We start from the raw sequence: 23,872 nt of genomic DNA on the forward strand, positions 1-23,872 counted from the left end.
GATTGTTGGGAAAATCTGTGTGGATTTTTTTTTGTGTGTGCATAGGGTGACCCCTTCAGGGTCGCATCAAATACTGTTTTATGGAGTGTCAAAATGGGTAACAAAAAAAGGGTTACTATTGACGGTAACACTGCTGCAGCGCATATTGCATATGCCTTCAGTGAAGTAGCCGCAATCTATCCGATCACCCCCTCCTCTCCGATGGGAGAGTTTGCTGATTCTTGGGCCAGCACCGGCCGCAAGAACCTCTGGGGTAAGAAGGTAGAGATCATGGAAATGCAGTCCGAGGCTGGCGCGGCTGGTGCCGTTCACGGCGCTCTGTCTGCTGGTGCTTTGACCACCACCTTCACTGCTAGTCAGGGATTGCTCTTGATGATCCCCAACATGCATAAGATTGCTGGCGAAATGATTCCTACCGTTTTTCACGTGTCTGCAAGATCTCTTGCTGCACAGTCTCTCTCAATTTTCGGCGATCATTCCGACGTCATGTCCTGCCGCAATACCGGCTTTGCCATGACCTGTGCAAACAACGTACAGGAGACCATGGACATGTCCTTGGTTGCTCATCTGGCAACTCTCGAGGCTCAAGTACCATTCCTCAGCTTCTTCGATGGTTTCAGAACCTCCCATGAGCTGCAGAAGGTCGAAGAGATTACCTATGAAGAGCTCAAGCCGCTGGTAAATGAAGAGTATGTCCGTCGCTTCCGCGAGCGCGCCATGCGCCCCGAGCACCCGAAGTTGAAGGTAGCTGCACAGAACGAGGACGTTTACTTCCAGGGTCGTGAGACCGTCAACGCCTACTATGAAGCACTTCCTGAAATGGTGCAGAAGTATATGGACCAGGTTTCCCAGCTTACCGGTCGCCCCTACCACCTCTTCGACTATGTCGGCGATCCCAATGCAACCGATATCGTCATTGTTATGGGAAGTGGTGCCGACACCTTCGAATGGGCCAGCGACTACCTGAACGAAAAGGGTGGCAAGACTGGTGTATTGAAGGTACGCCTCTATCGCCCGTTCAGTGCAAAGCATTTTGTACAGGCCATTCCCGCATCGGTAAAGCGCATTGCAGTGCTTGACCGCACCAAGGAACCCGGTTCCCTGGGCGAGCCCCTTTACCAGGATGTCATCACCGCCCTCAGTCAGATGGGCAGAACCGACATGAAGGTTATCGGCGGCCGCTTTGGTTTGTCCAGCAAGGATTTCACCCCCAGCCACGCAAAGGCTGTCTATGAACACCTCGCAGGCAAGGCCTTCAGCAACTTCACCGTTGGCATCAACGATGACGTAACCAATCGTTCCATCCCTGTAAGTGAGAACATCAACGTTTCTCCCAAGGGTGTGGTATCCTGCATGTTCTGGGGCCTTGGCTCTGACGGTACCGTCGGCGCAAACAAGAACTCCATCAAGATCATCGGCGACAATACCGACCTTAATGCACAGGCTTACTTCTCCTACGACTCCAAGAAGAGCGGTGGTATTACTGTCAGTCACCTGCGCTTCGGCAAGAGCTCTCTGGATATGCCGTGGTTGATCGACCATGCTGACTTTGTTGCTTGTCACAATCCGGCCTACATCGGTCGTTATGACATGCTCGGCCCGCTTAAGAAGGGTGGTGTCTTCCTGCTCAACAGCCAGATTCCCTCCGACGAAGTGTTTGAGCACCTTACCCGCGAGATGCAGGAACAGATCATCGAGAAGAAGATTCGTTTCTACAACATCAACGCTCTGGAAATCTCAGAGAAAGCCGGGCTTGGAAGCCGTATCAACACGGTTATGCAGGCTGCTTTCTTCAAGATCAGCGAAGTTCTTCCCGAGACTGAGGCCATTGACTTGGTCAAGCAGTATGTCAAGAAGACCTTCATCAAGAAGGGTGAAGACATCGTCAAGCAGAACTGGGCAGCCATCGATGGCGCAAGCGACGCTCTGCACCAGGTTGTCATTCCTGCAAAGATTACCAAGAGCTATGAGCCTGCCCGCCTGATTCCCGCCGATGCCGATGACTTTGCAAAGGATATCATGGAACCCATCATGCACCTGAAGGGCAATGATATTCCTGTTTCCAAGATGTCATTCGACGGAAGCCTGCCGACCTCAACCGCCAAGTTTGAGAAGCGCGGCGTCGCTCCTTTCATTCCTCACTGGATTTCTGAGAACTGTATTCAGTGCAACCAGTGCGTACAGTCTTGTCCTCACGCTGCCATTCGTGCAAAGCAGATCGACCCGAAGGATCTCGAAGGCGCTCCAGAAACCTTCAAGACTCTGAAGTCCGGTACCAAGAATGACAGAAACCTCCAGTTCAAGATTCAGATCTACACCGAGGATTGCCAGGGTTGTGGAGTTTGCGTTGAGACCTGTCCTTCCAAGGTCAAGTCCCTCGAGCTCAGCCCGATTGCAACCGAGCGTGCAGCTGGTGAAGTTGCTAATGCCGAGTTCTTCGAAACTCTGCCGTATGACGTACTCGATGGTGCTCCTGAGACCTCGATCAAGGGTCTGCAGTTCAAGCAGCCGCTCTTTGAGTTCTCCGGTGCTTGCGCAGGTTGTGGTGAGACCCCGTATGTGAAGATGGTAAGCCAGATTTGCGGTGACCGCATGATTGTCGCCAACGCAACCGGTTGTTCCTCCATCTACAGCGGTACCTTCCCGACCACTCCCTACACCGTTAGGCAGAGTGATGGACAGGGTCCGGCATGGGGCAACAGCCTCTTCGAGGACAACGCTGAGTATGGTTTGGGTATGCGCCTTGCCGTTGACTCCAACCGCGAACAGCTTCGCATTTACATCGACCAGCTCTTTGCCCTCGGTACCACCGAAGCCCTGAAGAGTGCAATCGAGAAGTCCCTTGAACTGTGGGATGTGTCCTCCGATGCTGCCAACGCAGCTCAGAAGGCTGTTCAGGCTGCTCTTCCTGAGGCTATGGCTGCTGCCAATGCCGAGCAGAAGGCAGTGCTTGTCAAGATCGAGGAGCTGAAGGACTACTTTGCTGACAAGGTTGTCTTCATCATCGGTGGTGACGGATGGGCCTACGATATCGGTTACGGTGGTGTTGACCACGTTGTTGCCTCCGGCAGAAACGTCAACATCCTGGTGCTCGATACCGAAGTGTACTCCAATACCGGTGGACAGGCTTCCAAGGCCACTCCGATCGCAGCAGTTGCCAAGTTTGCAAATGCTGGTAAGGAAATCGGCAAGAAGAACATGGGCTTCATGTGCATGACCTACGGACATGCCTATGTTGCATCCATCGCTCTCGGCTCCAACCGCTTGCATGCCCAAAAGGCTCTGCAGGAAGCTGTAGCTTGGAAGGGTCCCTCGATCATCTTCTGTTATGCTCCCTGTATCAACCACGGTATGAACATGCGTTTCAGCCAGGTTGAGGAGAAGAAGGCAGTAGAAGCTGGTTACTGGCCGCTCTATCGCTTCAATCCTTCAATGGAGGAAGGCAAGAGATTCAGCTGGGATGCCAAACCGATTACCGGTTCCTTCCAGGATTTCATCAAGGGCGAGGTCCGTTACACCTCTCTGTACAAGACCAACCCTGAGAATGCTGAAAGGCTGTTTGCCTTGGCTGAGGAAGATGCACACAAGCGCTGGAGTTTCTTCGAGAAACTTGGTCCTTTGATGTAAGCTTCATCACCAATTGTTTGTTACGAGGGCTGCCGGAAGGCAGCCCTCTTTGCAGGCGTCTTCCGAGATGCTGTGAAGCAAAGAGAGAACGAAAGACTGAATCCATGCAAACGACAGGGGAAAAAAATGCCTTGACTCCAAAGAGCCAAGGCTTTGCTGTACGTGAAAACCACTAGCTGATACGAACCATGGCAGATTTCCAGCTCTCAGGAGCGTTGTTCACATCCATTACCGAGACAGTCAACCCGGATTGGGTACTCTCAAGCTCGACGAAGACCGTGGGATCGAGCTTCCACATGGCACCGGTCATCGGGTCGATGATTACCATGCCCAAGACCCCTCCGACCAACAGGTTTCCCCAATACCAACCATCGATGGTGCTGGTGAGGGTATAGAGGGATGGTTCGAATCCTGCTTTCTCGAACTTGATGGTGTAGGAGGCTTTTGAGAAGAACCCCGATCCTGCTTCCAAGGACACTGATGCAGGAGTGCTTCCTACATAAACGACTCTGTTTGCAGAATCAGTAATGGTTATCTTCGCACCCTGCGGTTCACTGGTGATGGTAACCGGATACGTGCTGTCACTGACTACAGTTGCACAACCGGTGAGGGCAAGCAGCGACACAAGAACCAACATTGCTACGACAATTTTTTTCATGAGACCTTCCTTTGAGTGATTTTATTCGTCTAATAGATAAAGCATTTTATACTAATAGTCAATAAAAATATCTATCTGTACAAAGTATAAAGTAGTCGCCCGCTTTCCGATATTCCCCAAGAAGGGGAGAATCGTTTCATGCCAGGACTTACTTGTAGGAGATTTCAATCACACGATAGGAGACAGGAATGTTTTTTGTAAACCATGGTTGTTGGAGTAATTTTCAATAATTGTATTATTGAAATGGAAAAATAAAATACAAAATACACATGATTTGCCATACTGATACAGTACTATGTAAAGCAATACAGAGGATGGATACTGATGAGTTTGAAAAAATGGTTGCTTCTTACGCTCTTGCTATGTCTGGTGGTTGCTTTGTTTGTCGGGTGTAAGGAAGCCGAACCTTTTCCGAAGAATCGTGAATTATTTGTGATAAACGGTACTACTGATACTCAGGTTATTGGAATCTCTATACAGGCTGTCCCCCATGGCCAAAGGAAAATTGATTCGTCTGGTTCCTATGTATTAAGAGAATCAGATTCCTTGGATGGTAATGAGCAGTTTGGCATCGTGCTTTCCCCCTTCGTCTACCGCACTATTGTTGATATCGAATACGATTTCGGGGACGAATTGAGTTATGGGTACAAAACAGTATCCATCGATTTTCCGGTAAACGCTTCTTTGCCTACCTATGTTACCTTGATCAATGATGGGAACGTGGAATTCCCGGGATATACTATAGAAGTAAGTGGTGAGTATGTTGCCTTTAACGTGCCTATAACAACGTAAACCTCGATTCAGTGATGCCTAGCTCAAAGAACGCCGTTCACGCTGTGTGAGCTGAACGTATCGTTTGCTTATCTTGAAGCTTATTCATAGGTTCATAGTGTGAAAGCAATAAATAATTGCTCCCTACTGGATGGATTCAGAATCTTGTATAGCAGTTTTTTGCATAATCGAAAAAAAACCAAGATTGTCAGCAAAAAATTGCATGTACGGCTTGCTAGGACCATGCAAAACTGGATACAGAGAAAATCCATTTAGGAGGGATCTATGAAAAAGTTACTGGTCGTTATGTGCTTGGCACTCGTCCTCGCAACTCCCGTCTTCGCCCAAGGGCAAGGTGAGAGCAAAGGTGTTGAAATCGGATGCGCAATCTACAAGTTTGATGACACGTTCATGACTGGTGTCCGCAATGCCATCACGGCAGCCGCTGCTGAAACCGATGCAAAGGTTGAGGTTGTCGACTCCATGAACATCCAGGCCACCCAGAATGAGAAGGTCGACCTGTTCATCACCAAGGGTATGAAAGCTATGCAGATCAACCCTGTCGACCGCACCGCTGCCGGTGTAATTATCGACAAGGCAAAGAAAGCCAACATTCCCGTAGTATTCTTCAACCGTGAGCCTTTGGCTGAAGATATGGCAAAGTGGGACAAGATCTACTACGTTGGTGCCCGTGCTGAAGAGTCCGGTACCATGAGTGGCCAGATTATTGCCGATTACTGGAAAGCCAACAAAGCCATGGATAAGAATGGCGACGGCGTTCTGCAGTATGTCATGCTCAAGGGCGAACCCGGCCACCAGGACGCAGAGCTGCGCACTGAGTACTCCATCAAGAATCTGCAGGACAACGGAATCAAGGTGCAGAAGCTTGCTGAAGATACCGGCATGTGGGACCGTGTGAAGGGACAGGAAAAAATGGCCGCTTTCATCGCCAGCCAGGGCGACAAGATTGAAGCAGTCTTCGCAAACAACGATGATATGGCTCTTGGTGCAATCGAAGCCCTGAAGGCTGCCGGTTACTTCAAGGACGGCAAGTTCATGCCCGTCGTTGGTGTTGATGCCACCGCTCCCGCTCTCCAGGCTCTCGAAGAAGGCACTCTGCTCGGCACCGTCCTCAACGACGCTGTGAACCAGGGCCGCGCAACCTTCATGCTTTCCTATGATTTGGCAAGGGGCATTACCCCCACCGACGCATCCATCGGCTACAAGATCACTGATGGCAAGTACGTATGGGTTCCTTATCAGAAGGTCACCAAGGAAAATTACAAGCAGTTCAAATAAGATTTGAAATGTTGAAATTCCCCCTCCGGGTTGCTCGATGATCCGGAGGGTTTTTTAAAGGGACTACACCCCGGCAACCCCGGGGAGGCGAGGGAAGTCATGTATGTATTAGAAATGAACCATGTTTCCAAGTCGTTCCCCGGCGTAAAGGCGTTGGACGACGTAACCTTGAAAGTAAGGCCGGGAACGGTGCATGCCCTGATGGGTGAAAATGGAGCAGGCAAGTCCACCTTGATGAAATGCCTGTTCGGCCTGTACTCCATGGATGAAGGAGAAATTTCCTTCAATGGACAGCCTGTCTCCATTGCTAGTGTTAAAGAAGCTCTGCGCTTGGGAATCTCCATGATTCACCAAGAGCTCCATCTCATTCCTTACCGGTCGGTGATGGAGAATATCTGGCTTGGCCGGTATCCCCGCATCGGGGGGGCAAAGAGCCCTATTGTGGATCACAGGAAAATGGAGGAGATGACGGCTTCCTTGCTGAAGGAACTGAATCTCACCACCATCCAGCCGACCGATCTGCTGCGTACGCTCTCAGTCTCCAAGGCTCAGAGTGTTGAGATAGCAAAAGCGGTCTCTTACGAATCAAAAATCATCATCATGGATGAACCCAGCTCCTCTCTCACCGAGAATGAGGTTGAACACCTCTTCACTATCATCCGCTCACTGAGGGATCGTGGAGTTGCAATCATCTATATTTCTCATAAAATGGAGGAGATTCTCAAGATTTCCGATGAAGTGACCATCATGCGTGATGGCAAGTATGTCGGCACTTGGGCTGCAGAAGAACTGACTACCGCTAGCATTATCAAGCGAATGGTTGGTCGGGATCTTACAAATCGGTTCCCGCCTTCAGGTGAAAGCAACATCGGCAACGAGTTGCTCCGGATAGAGGACTACACTTCTCCGAATCCCAGGAGTTTCAAGCAAGTCTCGTTTACCCTTCACAAGGGTGAGATTTTGGGTATTGGTGGATTGGTCGGCGCCCAGCGTACCGAAGTCATGGAGGCCGTATTCGGCCTTAGGTTGCACAGTGAAGGAAGCCTATTCGTCAAGGGCAAGCAAGTACATTGCAATAGTGCCTATGATGCCAAGAAATTGGGAATGGCGCTGCTCACCGAGGAGCGCAGAGCAACGGGGATATTCCCCGTCCTTTCGGTACAGGAAAACCTCGTTATAGCCAACATTACTTCGTATCAGAATAAGAATGGGCTCTTGAACGCGGCAAAAATGGCTGCCGACACCAAGAAGAGCATCAAGGATTTGGATATCAAGACACCGTCGGCGAGAACCTTGATCAAGAGTCTCAGTGGCGGAAACCAACAGAAAGTGCTCTTTGCACGTTGGCTGCTCACCACGCCTGAGATTCTCATTCTTGATGAACCAACCAGAGGTATCGACGTTGGTGCCAAATATGAAATCTACGTTATCATGCGTGAGCTTGCAGCCCAGGGTAAGGGTGTGATTATGATCAGCAGTGAGATGCCTGAACTCTTGGGCATGACTGATCGAATCGTGGTGATGAGCGAGGGGCGTGTGTCTGGCGTTGTGGATAGCAAGAAAACAAGTCAGGAAGAAATTATGGAACTGGCGACAAAGTACATCGGGTAGGGGGAAAGCATGCAAGGCATTGGGAAATCGATATTGAATAAGAAAGGTCTGAAACAATTTGTTATGGACAAGGCAATCTTCCTCGTCCTGTTGATGTTGGTTATCGTGATTGCCATCATCAACCCCCGCATTCTGCGCCTGCAGGTACTTCGGGACATCCTGATGATGAGTTCGACGAAGATTATCATGGCCTTGGGGATGATGTTTGTCATTCTCACCGGTGGTGTCGACCTCGGTGGCGGCCGTTTGGTCGGTATGGCGGCTGTCGTGTCTGCTTCCATGTTGCAGACAGCGGATTACGTGCGGCGTTTCTACCCTGATCTGGGACAGATTCCCATCATCATCCCGATTCTGCTTGCGGTATTTGTTGGCACCCTCTTTGGCATGATGAATGGTCTGATTGTTGCAAAATTCAAGGTTCCAGCCTTTATTGCAACCCTCTCCTCCATGTTGATCATCTACGGTATTAACTCAATCTATTTCAACATGCCTCCCAACAACAGCCAACCGATCGGAGGACTCCGAGCTGATTTCACCTATCTTGGTTCAGGTTCCATCGGTTTTGTTCCGGTCATTGTTCTCTTTGCTGCCCTTGTTTCGATTATTGTCTGGTTTGTATTGAACAAGACCGTTTTCGGGAAGAACGTGTATGCTGTTGGTGGCAACCCTGAGGCTGCTGCAGTCTCCGGCATCAACATCACCAAGACCTTGGTTGGTCTGTTTGGCGTATGTGGATTCCTTATCTCCCTATCCGGTGTCTTGGAAGCCGCCCGTACCGGAGGTGCAACAAACAACTATGGAAACGGGTATGAACTCGATGCCATCGCCTCCTGTGTCGTCGGTGGTGTTTCAACCACCGGTGGTGTGGGAACGGTGAGCGGAGTCATTGCCGGTGTCATTATTTTCAGTTTCATCAACTATGGCCTGACCTTTATCGGGGTGAACCCCTACTGGCAGAACATCATCAAGGGCGCCATTATTGTATCGGCGGTATCGTTCGATATCCGCAAATACGTACAAAAGAAGTAGTCTTTTCTCCTCCACGTTTGGAGGCAGGAGCAATCCTGCCTCCTTTTCACGTCATGAGAAGCACTGGCAAATTTCAATAGGATTGGGTACCATGAAGGTATTACTGAACACCGAAAGGAGTACCCATGAAACCCGTAGTAATAAACTCGCCTTCCTTGGCAAACTGCAATCTGTTGGAACTGAAGGACAACGTCCAGGAACTGGTCGATGCCGGCGTTACCTGGATGCACATAGACCTGATGGACGGTCATTACGTACCGAATCTCTACTTTCCCATCCGTATCGTCTCCGATTTGAAAGCTGCATACCCTCAGCTGACCCTCGACGTGCATATGATGGTCACCAATCCGATGGATTACATCCAAAGGCTTAGCGATGCAGGGGCGGACTACCTCAGCTTCCACTCAGACAGCACAAACTTTGTCATTAGAACCTTGGAGACGATTAGAAAGAGCGGTATGAAGAGCGGAATACTGGTGAATCCCTCCCAAAGTGTCAGAAGTATCGAGCCGTATGTGGATTTGCTGGACATGGTTACCCTGATGGCTGTTGAGCCCGGTTTTGCAGGTCAGCAATTCATGAGCCGTACCCTCAAGCGGGTTGAAGATCTGGCAACAGTACGAAAAGAAAGCGGACAGGACTTTCTGATCAACGTGGATGGGGCGATAAATTACCCTAATCTTACCCCATGCATCGTCCGGGGTGCGAATGTCATCGTCACGGGGATTTTCACCATCTTCAAGCAACCGGATGGAATAACCGCAGCTTGCAAGCGCTTTAATGCCGAAGCGGCGAACGCCATGCAGCTAGGTTGGATTGGGGATGCATATTAGGAGACGGGTGAGGCAGGAGTGATCCTGCCTCATTGGAATTTTAAATTATCGATTGGGAAAGAAAACCGCTCCCGGCTCTTCAACCCAGGCATGCTCGTCCACCAATTGGTAGTCTATGTTTTTCCCGTTGTCCTGTAGTCTCTGAGCCCAAAAAATATAGCCGGCATATCCTGGGGCAGTCACTTGAGAGTGGGTCTTTCCATCAGGAATACCCACTAATTCATTGTGCTTGACCTTGAAAACCTCATCACCCTGCTCTGAGAATCCATATCCCATCTCAGGAAGGAACCTGTAATAATAGATTTCTGGCTCGGTATGCAGATGGGGGGGGAAGCATGCCCAGCATCCGGGAAAATTGACTAATTCCCCACAGAACAAGTTTGTTTCAGGTCTGTTGGAGCGGTCGAAAAAGACTCGCTTCATGCGCTTTGTCTTGCCATCCAATAGTGTCTCTCCCACAATTTCTTGTGATGCCAAATCCTCAGGTAAGAAGAATTTCGCATCAAAATGACGGGAATTATGCGTCGAGATAATAATTATTTCACAAGCTATATCACCATCATTGATAATTCTACACTCGGTAAAACCATCAAAATGCATCAAAGAGGGGCTTTCATGGAATGGATTGTCCCGTTGTACTTTTCTGATATGGTTGTTCCACGTATAGGTAATTGAACCGTTTAGGAGAACGGCAAGCGTCTCTTTCTGAAGCGACAAGCAGTAATTTGTTTTTTGTTCCAATTTGAGGATGGCAAAATTCAGCCCCATGAGCTCAGGATAATGACTATCTACAACAAGGGGATTATACCCATATATGAAAGGAGAAGTATGATTGTATTTCATGAAAAAATCCTTGGTTTTTGGGATGTATAGAAAGTAAAGTCAACAATGGTCATCGTTACTTCAGTACACTTTATTGCTCGCAAACAAGAAATACTCAGGAAATTTCTGTTTGAGCGCGTTCAAGTCTTGAACTACATCGTGTGTAAGGTGTCGATGGAGTATTTCTGTTGCTCCCTTGAGATCACGCGATTGAAGGCAAGCAACAAGTGTTGTGTGTTCCCTAATAATTCTTGGAAGGTCCAAATTCCTATAAATCAACATTCTGACTCGATTGAAGATTGGCATGGAAGGTTCCAGCAGGAAACCAACCTCTTCAAGGCCTGCTTCTGAAAACAATAAAGCATGCAGGGCGTTATCGTCCTCGAGAAACTGAAGATAGTCAAGGTTTTTTGCATCTTCCATCTGCTGGTCGATCAATCGATGCAAAAGTTGTATTCCTTTCGGTGTGATGTTGTTGAAAGCTTTTTCAAGCATTTCGATTTCAGCTGCAAACCGAAGAAAGCATACAGCCTCCACTTTCTTGATATCGATTAGGGCAATTTTTGTTCCAACCTGGGGAATAATGCTTGTCAATGATTTCTTTGACAACTCAATTAAAGCTTCATGTACCGGAGTTTTACTGATTTCCAATTGAGCTGCCAAATCTTTCTCACTGACCATCTGACCCGGTAGGAGATTGAGTGTAACGATATTGTACTCAATGACACGTTCAGCATAGAACCTATTTAATTCAACTGCTGTTTTTCTTAACGAATCGGGTATCAATAAGGTACAATCCATCACTCAACTCCTACTGTAAAATCAGAATAACTATATCACATCAAAAGATTGGGAAGCCACGTAATAATTCCAGGTATTATGGACATCAGAATAAGGGTTCCCAAAAGGGGGATAAGGAATGGTGAAGTTGCCTTGACCATTCGGTTGAAGTCGATCTTTGCCTGGTCTGCAGTGATAAACAATACAATCCCGAAGGGAGGGGTGATTAAGCCAATCATCAAGTTGAAGACCATAACAACGCCGAAATACAAGGGATCAATGCCTAGTTGGAGGGCAGGGGCCAGCATTACCGGACCAAAAATCGTGATGGCTGCAATTGATTCAAGAAAACAACCAATAACAAGAAAGAAAACGTTGATGATAAGCATGAACAGGATGGGATTGGTGGTAACTCCCAAAATCCAATCAGCAAATACTGCCGTCAGTCCCGAGCGTGCCAACACCCAGCCATAGAATGCTGCAGCTGAAGTAACCAAACCGATCGAGGCAGTATCACGTGCAGTTTCCTTGAGAATCTGGACAAATAGTTTCCATGTCATTTCCTTGAAAATGAAAACGCTGACAATGAGGGCATACAGAGCAGCTATTGCAGCCGCCTCGGTTGCCGTGAACGTTCCACTCCAGATACCTGCAAGAAGGATAATCGGGGTGAGAAGAGGAAGAATTGCTCCCTTGAAGCTTTTCCAGAAAATGGATGCGGTTGGAAACTTTTCTCTGGGATAGCCACGTTTTTTTGCATAGAAATACACCATGACCATAAGTACCAGGGTTAACAGGATTCCCGGAACTACACCGCCAAGAAACAATTTCCCTACCGAAACGCCGCTTACGGTTGAGAACATGACCATGGGTACGCTCGGAGGGAAAATGGGGCCAATGGTCGAGGATGCGGCGGTGACAGCGGCGCTGAAGTCCGGTTCATATCCATTCTTTGTCATTGCAGCAATCTCAATTTGACCAAGGCCTGCAGCATCGGAGACAGCGGTTCCTGACATACCTGCAAAGAGGAGACTGGCAAAAATATTAGCATGTCCAAGACCTCCGGGAAGCCAGCCGACACACGTATTTGCAAAACCAAACAGCTTTTCCGTGATGCTTGAACCATTCATCAATTTTGCAGCAAGGATGAAGAGGGGAATTGAAAGCAAAAGAAAGTTCTGAAGGCTATACGACATTCGCATGGGAAGAATGGTCATCTCCATCCATGCACCAATGTCCCCAATGTTGACCATGTACCCGATTGCACCTGTTAACATCAGAGAGAATCCAACGGGAATTCCCATGGCTAGAAGGATGATAAGTCCTATGGTAAGAATAAAATACAACATATCTTAGTTTCCTTTCTTCAACCGTGTGACGGTGTTGCGGACACTGAAGAACAACATCAGCAACGTACCGACCAACATAACGAGGTAGAGGTATCCTGATTTCATCCATTCCACTGTCGGGATTTCAACCGCCCAGGTCTCAACCGTGCGTTCATAACTACCCAAAGCCATTACCACAAGGATGAAATCGATACAGAAATCATTAACAATATCGAGAATGATTCTTGCTTTCCCCTTGGCAAGGTCATGCAAGGAGTTGATCATCATCAGTGCATTCCGATAGAGCACGACAGGAGCAATGGTAAAGACGACAGCGAGGAAAAGGGCTCTTCCTACTTCTACTGTCCACGTTGAGGGAGTTGAGAGAATGACTCGAGCAACAACCTGGATGATGACCGTAATGAAGAGGAGTGCAATCATGATCGCCCCAAGCAGTTCCAAGAATTTTTCTAATTTTTTAGTCATAGGGTTCCTCAAGATTGAGGCATATGCACGTACGTACATATGCCTCGGAATTCGTGCGATGTACCTGTAGATTACAGAGCCATAATCTGCTGGCGAAGGCCGGGAAGCCACATTGACTTATCAAAACCAGCCATTACCGGTTCAGCAAGTCTTCTGAACTCATCCATATTGGGCTCAATGATGGTCATGCCTGCTTCCTGCAATTTCTTGATGTAGACAGAGTCCGGATCGGGTACTGCAGCACGTACCTTGGCAGAGGCATCAGCCCATGCTTTGGTGAACAGAGCCTGATCTTCTACCGTCAAGGTATCGAACCACTTTTTGGACATCTGATACCGGGCGGTAGACCAGACGTGGCGGGACAGAATCAAGTACTTCTGTGCTTCGTAGTACTTGTAGCTGTAGATGGTCTCAGGTGGATTTTCTTGAGCGTCGATGGTACCAGTCTTCAGTGCCATGTACACTTCAGGGAAGTCAACAACAGTGGGAATAGCACCCATGGCTTCAAATACCTTGATGCGGACAGGGAGGGAAGGAAGACGGAACTTCAGCCCTTTGAAGTCTGCAGAGGATTTGATGGGGGAGTTGGCCGTGATCATGCGTGCACCACGGATTGCATATCCTGCAGTGATGATCCCAGTTTTCTCGCCAGCTTGGTTATTGAGATCCACACCGATGGTATTCCAGAACTTGTTCAGGTGATCAAGATCGCGAATGACGAACGGCTCCTCAAATACGGTGAACTGAGGAGCATACAGGGTCAGGTCCATGATTCCCTGGGCACCCATTTCAATGGTGCCTGCAGAAAGACCTTCGACAATCTCTCTCTCACCGCCGAGTGATCCACTGGCATGGATGACAACCTTCACCCGTCCATTGGTCTCTTTCTCAACCTGATTCTTAAAATTGACGATAACATCATGAATCGGTCCTTCGGGTGCAAAGGCCGAAGCTACGTTGACCGTGTAGGATTTTGGTCCCGATGCTTCTTTCTCTCCTTGTGCAAATACAGAAGGGAGTGCAAGTAATGCAATGATGAACAACAAAGCAAGCTTCTTCATATCAAGAGCCTCCTAGAGAATTCCGTACCTGTCAGTACGTTGTTGAGAAGCATGCTAACATGGCAGTATGCAATTTGCAAGCATAAAAATAAATAATTAATTAATTAATACTTGTAAACATATAAATATATATATTAAAAGTATTAATAATTTGAAAAAGTTAGATAAATTATTTAGTAATTGTATACAATCTTAGCTAAATTAGCCATCATGCTCATTGGAATGTCTGAAACAACAACCTCTGATGCTCTTCACTGAACATTGATTCCTTGGTTACCAGATCAAAGTCAATCATTTTTCGGGCAGGTTTAGTGCCGTTGAGTAAGTCGATGGCAGCCATTACCGAGCGGTATCCGAGGTTGAAGGAGTTGACGACAACCAAGGCATCGATGACCCCTTTTTCCAAAAGCTGAATCTCGTATTGTGTGGTCCCAAACGCAATGAAGTGTACCGATGATGTTTCCCCCAGAGCATTGGCAACACCGTGGGCTGTGTACTCTTCCAAGGCAAAAATAAGATTAATGGAAGGGTCGTTTCTCAAAGCATTGACGGTGATATCCCGGGCAATTGCCTCATCGGTAAAGCTGTAAGTTGCACTGACAATCTTGGCATTGGGACGCTCGGAAAACGTCTGAACCAGTGACTCAACAAGGTTGGTCATACTTGTAGTGTTGGGCATCGAACCAAGTACCAAGGCATGAATCGAATCATCGTCGCCAAAATGGGTAAAGGCATGCTCTGCCATCGCCTTGCCAATCTGGCGATAGTCGGTAGTAATAAGAAAATCCCCATCCTGATTGCGAAGTGCCGTGTCGGCAAGGACAACCTTAATGCCGGCACTTCGTGCCTGTGATACCACATCCTCAAGCTTTGAATAATGGCTTGGAGAGATCACTATTGCATCAAAATGCTGGTCTATTGCTTTCTGTACGGCACTGATCTGCCCTTCATAGTCTGACTCGTTGACCGGGGCAAGGAATTCTAGGACAGAACCGGTGGAGCTACGGGCACTGCGGGCACCGTTTTTCAAGGAACCCCAGAATTCACCTCCCTGCATCATGGTAATGACAGCGATCCGGTAGGAAGCGCTCGATTCACTCTTCTTGTTCGAGCAGCCAAACAACAACATCAGAATGACAAGCAACAGGATGCCCCGCCTCATGATTGCACCCCCTTGATGGGTTGGATGGGCTTTTGCTCTGGAAGCACCAGCCTGACCAACGTTCCTACATCCAGTTCACTGGAAAGTTCCAGACCATAATCCGAACCATAATAGAGCTGGATTCTCTGATGGACGTTTCTCACCCCGATACCGGCTCCCTTGGGATGAACACCATCGAAGCTGAGGATGTTGGAGAGCTTTTGCTCATCCATTCCCACTCCGTTGTCCCTCACTTCGATAACCACAGCCCCTGGTTTTCTTTTGAAAACCTTGATATCGATATGCCCCATCTCCTGCAGGTACTTGATCCCATGATAGATGGCGTTCTCAACAATCGGCTGGATGATCAGCTTGATGGTCGGCAGGTTTTCCATGCCCTCCTCCATGGTGATGGAGAATTCAAACTTATCCTGATAACGGATCTGTTGGATGATCAGATAGTTGCGCACATGCTCAAGTTCCTCGCCGATGGTGATAATGTCCCGCCCTTTGCTGATGGAAATGCGGAAGAGCTTTGCAAGGGAAGTGATCATGGTGATTACTCCCTCGGTATCGTTCTGTTCTGCCATCCATACCACCGAGTCGAGGGTATTGTAGAGGAAGTGGGGGTTTATTTTTGCCTGCAGGGCGTCAAGCTCGAACTTTCGCTTCATCTCCTGACTGGTCACGATATCGTCCATCAACTGCCTTATCCGCTTGACCATCACTGCAAACGTCTGCGAAAGGGCGGCTACCTCTTGGTTTCCCCCAACCGTCGGAGGGGCGGAGAAGTCACCGCGCTCGACACTGTTCATCAACCGGTCAAGCTCCCTGATGGGTCGGCTTATATAGGCAGAGACCGTACGGGCAAGAAGAATGGTAATAATGATGCAGAAACCCAGGACGATAAGCATAACTGCAGTATACTGGTCCAACCCTGCCATCAGTTCATCCATGAATGCAACCCCGACAATTCTCCAGCGGGCATTGTTGACCGTATCGATGATGACCAGCCGTTGCCTTCCCTCAAAGGTGTTGGTGAAAGTACCGAATATATATTCCTGGGCGGAATCAAGGTCCTCGCTGAAGAGATCCGAATTGATCAATTGCTGGTATGGGTGGTAGACGATCTTGCCGTTGTTGTCGATGAAATATACATACCCGGTAGCTCCAAGCTTGGCACTCTGGCTCAATTCGCTGACCGTTCTGAAGTTCATGTCGATGAGCAGGAGGCCTTGACTCAGCTCACCGGTATCATCGGTATAGCTTATCTGCTGGCTGTAGGTGATGACCCATGGGTAACTGGACGTGAAAAGCTGTTGGACATGCGGACCGGTGAAATAGAAGTTGCCTTCACCGCCAAGGGCTCGGGTGAACCAAGTTTGCTTGACCATCTCCTCTTGAGAACGAAGAGGGGCATCGGTGGTGGAGAGCAACACATTTCCTTCCAAGTCGAACAGAAGCAGGCAGACAATATCCTGCCGGCTGTCGACAATTGAGGAAAGTCTTCTCTCAATCTCGATCCGGGAGAGTTCATTGGTCTGTTTGGAGAGGTCGCGGGCATAGCCTGCAATGGTGAGAATGTCGTTGGTATAGTAATTGAGATTTGCATTAACCTGCCGCACGATCTCTCTCGTAGATACGGTGGCATTCTCTCGTATTGTAGAGGAAAACTGGCTGTATAGAATTGCCGAGATGAGCAAGGTGAAGGAGATGGATACAAAGGCGATGGCAAACGTGAGAATGGTTTTTATGGAGTGGGGATGCTTTTGCTTACTCATCGGTTGCCCTGACGGAATTGCGAGGGGGAGAGCCCAACATGACGCTTGAAGCAGAAACTGAAGTAATTCGGCTCGGCAAAACCAACCGCTTGTGCAATCTCATAGGTCTTTCCCTCGGTTTTTATAAGCAGCTCTTTTGCCCTATCCATCCTCAAGCTCGTCAAATATTTCACAAAGCTGTTTCCCACCTCTTTCTTGAAGGTGGAGCTGAAGTAGGAAGGACTTACCCCGATCATCTCACAGATTTCTTCCAGTCCAAACCCGGGTTCTGTGAAATGCTTGGCGATGAGGCTCTTGGCCTGACCGATGAACTGGATATGTGATTTCTCCCGTTGTCCTGCAATCAAGAGCCGTACCATCAGGCAGAGACGGGTAAAGTAGCGCTTCGCTTTTCCCAGTGTTGTCAAGGTGGCGAGTTCGGAGAAAAGGTTTCGTCCCTCCTCCTCAGCCATTGAGAAGAGGGTATACCCATATGAGTGGGTAAGATCCTGGAGCAAGAAAGTAAGTTCCAGAAGGAGAGCCTGCATGTCCTGCAGGCTCAAGGAAGCAAGTTGCTCCCCAAGCAGTTGGTTTACCGCCTCGGTCACCTGCTCCTCACTTCCCATTTTAACGGCAACCAACACATTTGCCTTCAATTCCTCGAGTTGTTGCTGGTGCTCCTCAACAGGAAGTTTCTCCAAGTCACTGATGAACAAAAGCGATTGTTCGGGATAGCAGGAGCTGTAGTTGAGGGCGGTAAGTGCCTGATGATAGGACTGCTTGATGGCCGAAGGGGAATGTACAAGATTTCCTATACCCAATACGGCATGAAAGGAATATTTCTGCAGGTAAGCCTGCAGCTGTTCTGCCTTGCGGTAGGTCTGTTTGCGGAAAACTGCATCATAATGGTCTTGCCCGTGGCTCTGGGAGCTGAAAATTATGGCAATCTGGTTCTCGAACTGGAACAGGAGAACCCCGTCATCCTTCTTCACGACCTGTTCGACAATTTCAAACATGGCCATCGACTGTAAGGGGTCCTCCATGACATGGTCGGTTTCGATAACGGCAACCATGAATTCATCCTTGTTCAGGTTGAAGCCATACTCGGCAGCTTTTGCCAACAGGGCAGCATCGGATGAGGGGTGCACCGCAGTCAGCAGCGATACCAGGAACTTCTCCCTGATGAGGGGGAGCGCTTGCTGATATGCCTGGTTGAGTCTGTCCTGATCCTGGATGCGCTTAATCTCCTCATCCAGATGTTTTCCCAGTCGTTTGAGCAGATTGCATAAATCTTCCACAGAAACCGGCTTGAGCACATATTCATTGACATCATAGCGCATGGCCTGCTGGGCGTAGGTGAATTCGTCATACCCGCTGAGGATGACCAAGGTAGTAGTCGGGTGGGAGAGCCGAATTTTCTGAATGAGTTCAATTCCGTCCAAATACGGCATCCTGATATCGGTTATCACGACATCGGGATGCAGCTCCTCTACCAACTCCAGGGCTTCGATGCCATTGCCGGCTTCCCCAACCACCCGAAAGTTGTAGCGTTCCCACGGGGTGCGGCTGCGAATCCCCTCACGTACTGCTGTCTCATCATCCACCAAAAGAATCGTATACGGCATACTTCACATGGTAGTGGCAATGGCTCACAGACGCAAGAAAATTACCCGTTGCACCACCAATCAAACATTACGTTGGTGGAACGGTTCATCTCTTCCATAAAGGCTGAGGTGTGCTTTCTCAAGTAGTAGTAATCAGCCAAGGTTCCGGTGTTCTGGTACGGCAGTGACTGAGTTCTGCGTCGATCTTCCTCATGCACCGCATAGGCCTTCTGCAGTTGCTCGATATGAGGTTCCTCATAACGATCCTGCATGAAAATACTGTCTAGGGGACATCGGGGCGTCAATTTGACAGGGTCCTTCCCCTTGGGGTACCCGAAGATGAGCATGCAGGCGGGGATGGTATATTGTTTCAAGTCCAAAAGACTTCTGAGCTGTTCAAAATGCTCGATGACATCCCCGATGTAACAGGTGCCGATACCAAGGGCCTGGGCAGCGACAACCGCATTCTGAGCTGCGACTATGGCATCCTGCATGCAAAGGTGCAAATCCCCAAGTCCAGGCTTTCTGAAGGAAGCAAGGTTAGCCTTATCGGCTCGCTCTACTGCACCGCTCTCATAAAAGTAATTGACCCATTTTTGCATATCGGCAAGGAAAACCCAGACCAAGGGCGCTTTTTCAATCATGCTCTGCTCGTCGCAGATGTGGGCAAGCTTCTCTTTCTTGGAGGGGTCCTTGACCTCGACAATGGAATAGAGAGCCATGTTTCCAGCAGTAGGAGCCCGTAATGTAGCTTCCTTGAGCTGAGACAGGGCTTGTGGTTCTAGTGCGCGATCCTCAAAGGCGCGTACCGATCGACGGGTATGTAGGAGGTGTAATGTTTCATGCATGCATTGATTATAGGACAAAATATGCCCATTTTCCAGACAAGATATACAAATTGCATGGTATCGTATATCCTAGTCCCATGAAGAGCGTGAAAGCATACCGATATCGATACGTAATTCTCCTGTGTCTTGTACTGCTAATTTTCTCTGTGGAGATCCAATGGTTGAACCTGGCCCCGGTTGGCAGGGTTACCAATCATTTTTATCAGGGACAGTTGGCATTGAAGTACGCATCACCGGTCGATTTGCTTTCCCTGATGTTCCTGTTGGTCTTTGTGGTGGCAAGCATTCCTTCTTCGTATCTCTTGCACCGTCTGGGCCCCCGTTGGGCAGTATGGATTGCAAGCGGCTGCATTGTCTTCGGATCGTTGACTAAATGGATCTATCTTGCCAGTCTCCCAGCTGTACTGTTCGGCCAGTTCATTCTAGCCTTGGGGCAAGCGTTGGTACTCACCAGCATTACTGAAATTGTATCCCGATGGTTTCCCATCCGCGAACGAGGCATGGCCGTAGGCATAACGTCGGCAAGCCAGTATCTCTCTCTTGCCGCCGTTATGATTCTCACTCCGCTCTTGGTAGCAACCCGAGCAAATGATCCTTCCTGGGGAGAGGGCTTTGAAAGGATGATGGGCATCTATGCCCTCGTAAGCTCCATCCTTGCCCTGATTCCTGCTTTCTTGATGCGAGAGAACCCTCCAACACCCTCTTCCACCATCCAAACACCCAAGAACCAGAGTTTCAGGACATCGTTTCGGATTATGAACAAGAATGCATCCCTCAGAGGCCTGATGATAATTTTCTCTATTGGATGGGGTGTGTTGATGACGCTCTTCATCAAGGTCGATGAGATAAGTGCACTCTTGGGCTTCAACGATTCCAATGGATTTTTGGGTATCTCCATGTTTGCCGGTGGTATGGTGGGAGCCATAGTGCTGCCAGGACTCTCCGACCGATACCGAAGGCGCAAACTTTTCTTTCTTTTCTGCAACGTCTGTTCGATACCCGGCATCCTGCTGCTGGTCTTCTGCCAGCAAATCGGGGCCGTTCTGCTTTCAAGCGAAGCAATCGCCCTGATCGGAGCCTCTATTGTCGGACTCTCGCTGTTGGCATCCATTCCAATTGGCAGCCAATATGCTGCGGAGCTGGGCATCGGGATCAGCGAGGAAGTGATCCAAGGTTTCCTACTACTCTTCAGCCAGGGTGCGTGTGCAGTTATCCTGCTGGTCAGCTTGATCGCAACGGATGCATATTCTCCGATGGTACTCTCCACGCTTGCTGCCTTGCTCGCTGCTTCCATGATCGGAAGCACGTTTCTCAAAGAAAGTGAAATGATCGTCACCGAGGAAGAGCGGCTGAAAGGGGTAATTGAACAGGAGATTGTTCATCTGCAGTAATCTCTGTAGATGAACAACCTTGTTCTTGATTACTTTGCCTGCGGCCTCAGGCTCTCATCCCACCTATTGAAGGCATGCACTTTGTTCAGGTCCATGCGGATGCGGCCTCCCTTCTCGCTCTCTTTGTGTTTGTCATTCAGTTCGGCATCGGAACCGGGGTAGCCAAGCACGAGCATGATCATCAGGGTATCCTCAGCTGCAATTCCCAGGACATTCTTAGCCTCATCGGCATTGAAGCCGGCAATGGGATGTACATGCAGCCCCTCTGAGACGGCCTGAATCTGATAGGCCATGGTGGCCATACCGACTTCAAAAGGGGCAAAGTTGCGATTGCCAAGGGTCATGCCCCAAGCAGTATTGGTAACCACTGCAACGATGGCTGGGGCTTTCTTTGCCCAGTAATTTCCTGGGGAGAGGGTCTCCTTGACCTTGGAGAGGATTGCCTCATCGGTAACGGTGATGTACCGCCAAGGTTGGTTGTTCATAGCTGAAGGTGCTGTATGGGCAGCCTGGGCAAGTCGCAACAGGACATCCTGTGCGATGGGTTTGGTATCGAGTGCACGAAAGGCTCTTCTCTTTTCTATTGCTTGCAACATAGCTCTGTAATTCCTCCACTATACGGTAAATGTACTACAAAGTTTTGCAATCGTGTGGAAAAGAAGCGCTCTCGTATCAAAACAAAGCTGGATCTGCTTTTTTTGCCCTTACAAACTCAATAGCCTCTTTTCCTGTGCAGTGCTCGATCTCGATGACAATGCCCAAGGCTTGGTGGCATGTCTCAATTTTCTCAATGCGCTCCTGGATTGGTTGGGAAACACAATACTTGTCCGTCATGGCGAGGAACGCCTTCTTCCAAGGTTCTCCCTCTACCAGGGAGGCTTTACCGAATACAATCACACTGCGAAAGTAGGAAGTGTATTCCTTCTCGACGATGGTATCCTCGTCAACGACGGTGAAACTGACCTTGTTATGGTAGAGTATTGCATCGACCTTGTGTCCTTCTCGGGCGCAGTGGAGATAGATTTTTCCTTCGTAGTATAGATAGTTCAGCGGTACCGCATACGGATAATCCCCATCACCCAGGCAGGCCAGAATCCCGTGGCTTCCTTTTCTCAGTACCGATTCAGTATCCTCTTTGGATAGGAGTTGCCCGTTTCTTCTCATCGCTCTGAATTCCATGAAATACTCCTGATGGGATGAAAAAAACGGGGAAGGCTGTGCCATCCCCGTCTTGTAAACCTACGACCTTACTTAGTCGCGGGGTGAGAAATCAGACTTAGGAGCTCCACAGAGAGGGCATACCCAATCTTCTGGAAGGTCTTCAAAGGCTGTTCCGGGTTTGATTCCGTTGTCGGGATCACCTACTGTCGGGTCATATACATACCCGCAAAGATCGCATTCATACTCTTTCATTGTCGTTTCCTCCTAATTCTGAAGCATAGCGATAATCCTGCCAAGCGGCAAGAAAAATATTATTGGTACAAAGCCAGGATTTTATTCAGCAGTTTGCAGAACTTCTTTCTGAAACTCTCAGGGCCAAGAATTTCCACTGAATCACCGCATTGTATGATACGTAGGTACAACTCGATGGAATTCTCTACATCCATATTGCAAATCTGTGATCCATCACTCTGCTTCTCGAATACCGGAGTCCCATGCACTACCGACCTGAATACGTTCATGGCGGAACGTTCCTTAATCTTCAGGCTCAGGGGAATCATATCGATGCTCTCGTACCGCTCTTCGCTCTCGGGGAACTTGAAGGGTTTTAGGTTGTCGGGAATGGTGTAGGTCTCGTTGAGAATGGTTGCACTGGTGATGGTGCTGATGTCTATAGTCACAATCTCGGTGGTGTGCCTGAGCCTTCCGGTGACGCTGATGGGATTTCTCCCTCCGCTGTCCTCTTCCCTGAACCCGATGAAGTAGGGGGCCAGTTCAGTCTCGATCGGGTCAAAGCCTTTCAGACTCTGTACGATACGCACGATGCGTCCGGATACCCAACTGTCGATGAGTACTTCCAAGATGGCGTTGAACTTGCTGCTTTCCTTCTTTTCCTGCAGCTGCTTGTCGATTTGTTCGGCAAGGCCGATGACATTCTCGCTGATTTTCGGTGCGTAGGAGCGCATATTCATGGCAATTTTTCTCAAGCCCGAAGCGAGGTGGGGATTTTGGAATTCAGTGCTGCTTGCAAGCATTTCAGCAGAGAGGTTGAAGGCCAAGCTTTCATACACACTCAGTGCGATGCTTTCATCCTCTTCCCGATTTTTGATCTTGATGAGGTTGTTCTCCTCATAGATGTCGATATACTGCTTCAGCTCATCCACATACCTGCTGATAGTCGAGCGGTGTACTCCCAATCGACGTGCAATTTCCGCTCTCCTGAGTCCCTCAGGATGGGAGTGTAGCAACAACTCCAGTTGCGCAACTCGTTCACCTTTCATACTAATCCTCTTATCTGCACCATTCTGCAACAAAATACATGTCAGTATAGCACACCAAGGGTATCTGGCAAGTACAAATTGTAGAAATCGGGTAAAGCATTGCAACAACGCGGCGTGTTGTCGCGTTGGCCCGCTCGTGCTAGGATGCAGGTACGGAACAAGGAGCGATATCATGGAAGAACGTCTTACAAAGCTTGAGATGAAACTAGCCTATGCAGAGCAGACCATAGCTATCCTCGACCGGATTGTAACAGATCAAGCCAAGGAAATCGCCCAATTGCTGACCCGCCTCGAAAAGTTGGAAAAACGAGTCACCGATCTGGTGGACGAGGAGCGGGATGGCATGATCGGTGATCAGAGGCCACCCCACTATTAAGAGTAA

Annotated in this window: 22 protein-coding genes; 8 read left to right on the forward strand and 14 right to left on the reverse strand. The window is 48.8% G+C overall.

All coding sequences use genetic code 11. From position 1 onward, the window contains the following. Positions 1-93 precede the first annotated feature (93 nt). A complete protein-coding gene (gene nifJ, locus SPIBUDDY_RS00320) occupies positions 94-3,627 on the forward strand; it encodes a pyruvate:ferredoxin (flavodoxin) oxidoreductase (RefSeq protein ID WP_013605762.1) in 3,534 nt (1,177 codons plus the stop codon). 172 nt (positions 3,628-3,799) lie between these two features. On the opposite strand, the gene SPIBUDDY_RS00325 is transcribed toward nifJ, so the two are convergent. After that, entirely contained in the window at positions 3,800-4,285 is a 486-nt protein-coding gene (locus tag SPIBUDDY_RS00325; protein ID WP_013605763.1) for a PEGA domain-containing protein, read from the reverse strand. A gap of 324 nt (positions 4,286-4,609) precedes the next feature. On the opposite strand from SPIBUDDY_RS00325, the gene SPIBUDDY_RS00330 reads away from it, so the two are divergent. The 5 genes from SPIBUDDY_RS00330 to SPIBUDDY_RS00350 all read left to right on the forward strand — a co-directional run bounded on the left by SPIBUDDY_RS00330 (position 4,610) and on the right by SPIBUDDY_RS00350 (position 9,828). Continuing rightward, the gene (locus SPIBUDDY_RS00330) at positions 4,610-5,077 is read left to right on the forward strand and encodes a hypothetical protein (protein WP_013605764.1); all 468 of its coding nucleotides are present in this window, start codon (positions 4,610-4,612) and stop codon (positions 5,075-5,077) included. 264 nt (positions 5,078-5,341) lie between these two features. Then, a complete protein-coding gene (locus SPIBUDDY_RS00335) occupies positions 5,342-6,355 on the forward strand; it encodes a galactose ABC transporter substrate-binding protein (protein WP_013605765.1) in 1,014 nt (337 codons plus the stop codon). A gap of 99 nt (positions 6,356-6,454) precedes the next feature. Beyond that, a complete protein-coding gene (locus SPIBUDDY_RS00340; protein WP_013605766.1) occupies positions 6,455-7,966 on the forward strand; it encodes a sugar ABC transporter ATP-binding protein in 1,512 nt (503 codons plus the stop codon). Between the two features lie 9 nt (positions 7,967-7,975). After that, positions 7,976-8,995: a galactose/methyl galactoside ABC transporter permease MglC gene (mglC, locus tag SPIBUDDY_RS00345; protein WP_013605767.1), complete on the forward strand. Its 1,020-nt coding sequence runs from the start codon at positions 7,976-7,978 to the stop codon at positions 8,993-8,995. Positions 8,996-9,120: 125 nt separating this feature from the next. Next, positions 9,121-9,828 (forward strand): ribulose-phosphate 3-epimerase, encoded by a 708-nt coding sequence (locus tag SPIBUDDY_RS00350; protein ID WP_013605768.1) that lies wholly within the window; start codon positions 9,121-9,123, stop codon positions 9,826-9,828. 45 nt (positions 9,829-9,873) lie between these two features. Here SPIBUDDY_RS00350 and SPIBUDDY_RS00355 read toward each other — a convergent pair whose 3' ends face one another. The 9 genes from SPIBUDDY_RS00355 to SPIBUDDY_RS00395 all read right to left on the reverse strand — a co-directional run bounded on the left by SPIBUDDY_RS00355 (position 9,874) and on the right by SPIBUDDY_RS00395 (position 19,658). Further along, positions 9,874-10,596, reverse strand: coding sequence for a 5-deoxy-glucuronate isomerase (locus SPIBUDDY_RS00355; protein ID WP_172634175.1), 723 nt, complete (start codon positions 10,594-10,596; stop codon positions 9,874-9,876). A 135-nt stretch (positions 10,597-10,731) separates the two neighbouring features. Further along, positions 10,732-11,451 (reverse strand): GntR family transcriptional regulator, encoded by a 720-nt coding sequence (locus SPIBUDDY_RS15530; RefSeq protein ID WP_013605770.1) that lies wholly within the window; start codon positions 11,449-11,451, stop codon positions 10,732-10,734. A 35-nt stretch (positions 11,452-11,486) separates the two neighbouring features. Next, positions 11,487-12,779 (reverse strand): TRAP transporter large permease, encoded by a 1,293-nt coding sequence (locus tag SPIBUDDY_RS00365; protein WP_013605771.1) that lies wholly within the window; start codon positions 12,777-12,779, stop codon positions 11,487-11,489. A 3-nt stretch (positions 12,780-12,782) separates the two neighbouring features. Beyond that, entirely contained in the window at positions 12,783-13,244 is a 462-nt protein-coding gene (locus tag SPIBUDDY_RS00370) for a TRAP transporter small permease (protein WP_013605772.1), read from the reverse strand. A 71-nt stretch (positions 13,245-13,315) separates the two neighbouring features. Further along, positions 13,316-14,305: a TRAP transporter substrate-binding protein gene (locus SPIBUDDY_RS00375; protein WP_013605773.1), complete on the reverse strand. Its 990-nt coding sequence runs from the start codon at positions 14,303-14,305 to the stop codon at positions 13,316-13,318. A 214-nt stretch (positions 14,306-14,519) separates the two neighbouring features. Then, on the reverse strand, positions 14,520-15,467 hold the full coding sequence (locus tag SPIBUDDY_RS00380; RefSeq protein WP_013605774.1) for a substrate-binding domain-containing protein: 948 nt from the start codon (positions 15,465-15,467) through the stop codon (positions 14,520-14,522). Beyond that, complete coding sequence (locus SPIBUDDY_RS00385) at positions 15,464-17,227, reverse strand: cache domain-containing sensor histidine kinase (protein ID WP_013605775.1); 1,764 nt, start codon at positions 17,225-17,227, stop codon at positions 15,464-15,466. The genes SPIBUDDY_RS00380 and SPIBUDDY_RS00385 overlap by 4 nt, the downstream gene beginning before the upstream one ends. Next, entirely contained in the window at positions 17,224-18,831 is a 1,608-nt protein-coding gene (locus SPIBUDDY_RS00390) for a response regulator (RefSeq protein ID WP_013605776.1), read from the reverse strand. The genes SPIBUDDY_RS00385 and SPIBUDDY_RS00390 overlap by 4 nt, the downstream gene beginning before the upstream one ends. A 41-nt stretch (positions 18,832-18,872) precedes the next feature. Continuing rightward, positions 18,873-19,658 (reverse strand): nitroreductase family protein, encoded by a 786-nt coding sequence (locus SPIBUDDY_RS00395; RefSeq protein ID WP_013605777.1) that lies wholly within the window; start codon positions 19,656-19,658, stop codon positions 18,873-18,875. A 77-nt stretch (positions 19,659-19,735) separates the two neighbouring features. Here SPIBUDDY_RS00395 and SPIBUDDY_RS00400 point away from each other — a divergent pair, with 77 nt between their 5' ends. Next, the gene (locus tag SPIBUDDY_RS00400; RefSeq protein WP_041380872.1) at positions 19,736-21,049 is read left to right on the forward strand and encodes an MFS transporter; all 1,314 of its coding nucleotides are present in this window, start codon (positions 19,736-19,738) and stop codon (positions 21,047-21,049) included. 29 nt (positions 21,050-21,078) lie between these two features. Here SPIBUDDY_RS00400 and SPIBUDDY_RS00405 read toward each other — a convergent pair whose 3' ends face one another. From SPIBUDDY_RS00405 to SPIBUDDY_RS00420, 4 genes are all read right to left on the reverse strand, one after another. Beyond that, positions 21,079-21,645 (reverse strand): nitroreductase family protein, encoded by a 567-nt coding sequence (locus tag SPIBUDDY_RS00405; RefSeq protein WP_013605779.1) that lies wholly within the window; start codon positions 21,643-21,645, stop codon positions 21,079-21,081. Between the two features lie 76 nt (positions 21,646-21,721). Next, the gene (locus SPIBUDDY_RS00410; RefSeq protein WP_013605780.1) at positions 21,722-22,228 is read right to left on the reverse strand and encodes a pyridoxamine 5'-phosphate oxidase family protein; all 507 of its coding nucleotides are present in this window, start codon (positions 22,226-22,228) and stop codon (positions 21,722-21,724) included. Between the two features lie 72 nt (positions 22,229-22,300). Continuing rightward, complete coding sequence (gene rd / locus SPIBUDDY_RS00415; protein ID WP_013605781.1) at positions 22,301-22,462, reverse strand: rubredoxin; 162 nt, start codon at positions 22,460-22,462, stop codon at positions 22,301-22,303. Positions 22,463-22,521: 59 nt separating this feature from the next. Next, on the reverse strand, positions 22,522-23,490 hold the full coding sequence (locus tag SPIBUDDY_RS00420; RefSeq protein ID WP_013605782.1) for a helix-turn-helix transcriptional regulator: 969 nt from the start codon (positions 23,488-23,490) through the stop codon (positions 22,522-22,524). A 172-nt stretch (positions 23,491-23,662) separates the two neighbouring features. On the opposite strand from SPIBUDDY_RS00420, the gene SPIBUDDY_RS00425 reads away from it, so the two are divergent. Beyond that, complete coding sequence (locus tag SPIBUDDY_RS00425; protein WP_013605783.1) at positions 23,663-23,866, forward strand: SlyX family protein; 204 nt, start codon at positions 23,663-23,665, stop codon at positions 23,864-23,866. Positions 23,867-23,872: the final 6 nt, after the last annotated feature.

The sequence above is a fragment of the Sphaerochaeta globosa str. Buddy genome, assembly GCF_000190435.1.
In the GTDB taxonomy this organism is placed as follows: domain Bacteria; phylum Spirochaetota; class Spirochaetia; order Sphaerochaetales; family Sphaerochaetaceae; genus Sphaerochaeta; species Sphaerochaeta globosa.

Bases quoted from the DNA above. Each gene is read 5' to 3' on its own strand.
- nifJ (WP_013605762.1), top strand. From the start codon at position 94: ATGGGTAACAAAAAAAGGGTTACTATTGACGGTAACACTGCTGCAGCG.
- SPIBUDDY_RS00325 (WP_013605763.1), bottom strand. From the start codon at position 4,285: ATGAAAAAAATTGTCGTAGCAATGTTGGTTCTTGTGTCGCTGCTTGCC.
- SPIBUDDY_RS00330 (WP_013605764.1), top strand. From the start codon at position 4,610: ATGAGTTTGAAAAAATGGTTGCTTCTTACGCTCTTGCTATGTCTGGTG.
- SPIBUDDY_RS00335 (WP_013605765.1), top strand. From the start codon at position 5,342: ATGAAAAAGTTACTGGTCGTTATGTGCTTGGCACTCGTCCTCGCAACT.
- SPIBUDDY_RS00340 (WP_013605766.1), top strand. From the start codon at position 6,455: ATGTATGTATTAGAAATGAACCATGTTTCCAAGTCGTTCCCCGGCGTA.
- mglC (WP_013605767.1), top strand. From the start codon at position 7,976: ATGCAAGGCATTGGGAAATCGATATTGAATAAGAAAGGTCTGAAACAA.
- SPIBUDDY_RS00350 (WP_013605768.1), top strand. From the start codon at position 9,121: ATGAAACCCGTAGTAATAAACTCGCCTTCCTTGGCAAACTGCAATCTG.
- SPIBUDDY_RS00355 (WP_172634175.1), bottom strand. From the start codon at position 10,596: ATGGGGCTGAATTTTGCCATCCTCAAATTGGAACAAAAAACAAATTAC.
- SPIBUDDY_RS15530 (WP_013605770.1), bottom strand. From the start codon at position 11,451: ATGGATTGTACCTTATTGATACCCGATTCGTTAAGAAAAACAGCAGTT.
- SPIBUDDY_RS00365 (WP_013605771.1), bottom strand. From the start codon at position 12,779: ATGTTGTATTTTATTCTTACCATAGGACTTATCATCCTTCTAGCCATG.
- SPIBUDDY_RS00370 (WP_013605772.1), bottom strand. From the start codon at position 13,244: ATGACTAAAAAATTAGAAAAATTCTTGGAACTGCTTGGGGCGATCATG.
- SPIBUDDY_RS00375 (WP_013605773.1), bottom strand. From the start codon at position 14,305: ATGAAGAAGCTTGCTTTGTTGTTCATCATTGCATTACTTGCACTCCCT.
- SPIBUDDY_RS00380 (WP_013605774.1), bottom strand. From the start codon at position 15,467: ATGAGGCGGGGCATCCTGTTGCTTGTCATTCTGATGTTGTTGTTTGGC.
- SPIBUDDY_RS00385 (WP_013605775.1), bottom strand. From the start codon at position 17,227: ATGAGTAAGCAAAAGCATCCCCACTCCATAAAAACCATTCTCACGTTT.
- SPIBUDDY_RS00390 (WP_013605776.1), bottom strand. From the start codon at position 18,831: ATGCCGTATACGATTCTTTTGGTGGATGATGAGACAGCAGTACGTGAG.
- SPIBUDDY_RS00395 (WP_013605777.1), bottom strand. From the start codon at position 19,658: ATGCATGAAACATTACACCTCCTACATACCCGTCGATCGGTACGCGCC.
- SPIBUDDY_RS00400 (WP_041380872.1), top strand. From the start codon at position 19,736: ATGAAGAGCGTGAAAGCATACCGATATCGATACGTAATTCTCCTGTGT.
- SPIBUDDY_RS00405 (WP_013605779.1), bottom strand. From the start codon at position 21,645: ATGTTGCAAGCAATAGAAAAGAGAAGAGCCTTTCGTGCACTCGATACC.
- SPIBUDDY_RS00410 (WP_013605780.1), bottom strand. From the start codon at position 22,228: ATGGAATTCAGAGCGATGAGAAGAAACGGGCAACTCCTATCCAAAGAG.
- rd (WP_013605781.1), bottom strand. From the start codon at position 22,462: ATGAAAGAGTATGAATGCGATCTTTGCGGGTATGTATATGACCCGACA.
- SPIBUDDY_RS00420 (WP_013605782.1), bottom strand. From the start codon at position 23,490: ATGAAAGGTGAACGAGTTGCGCAACTGGAGTTGTTGCTACACTCCCAT.
- SPIBUDDY_RS00425 (WP_013605783.1), top strand. From the start codon at position 23,663: ATGGAAGAACGTCTTACAAAGCTTGAGATGAAACTAGCCTATGCAGAG.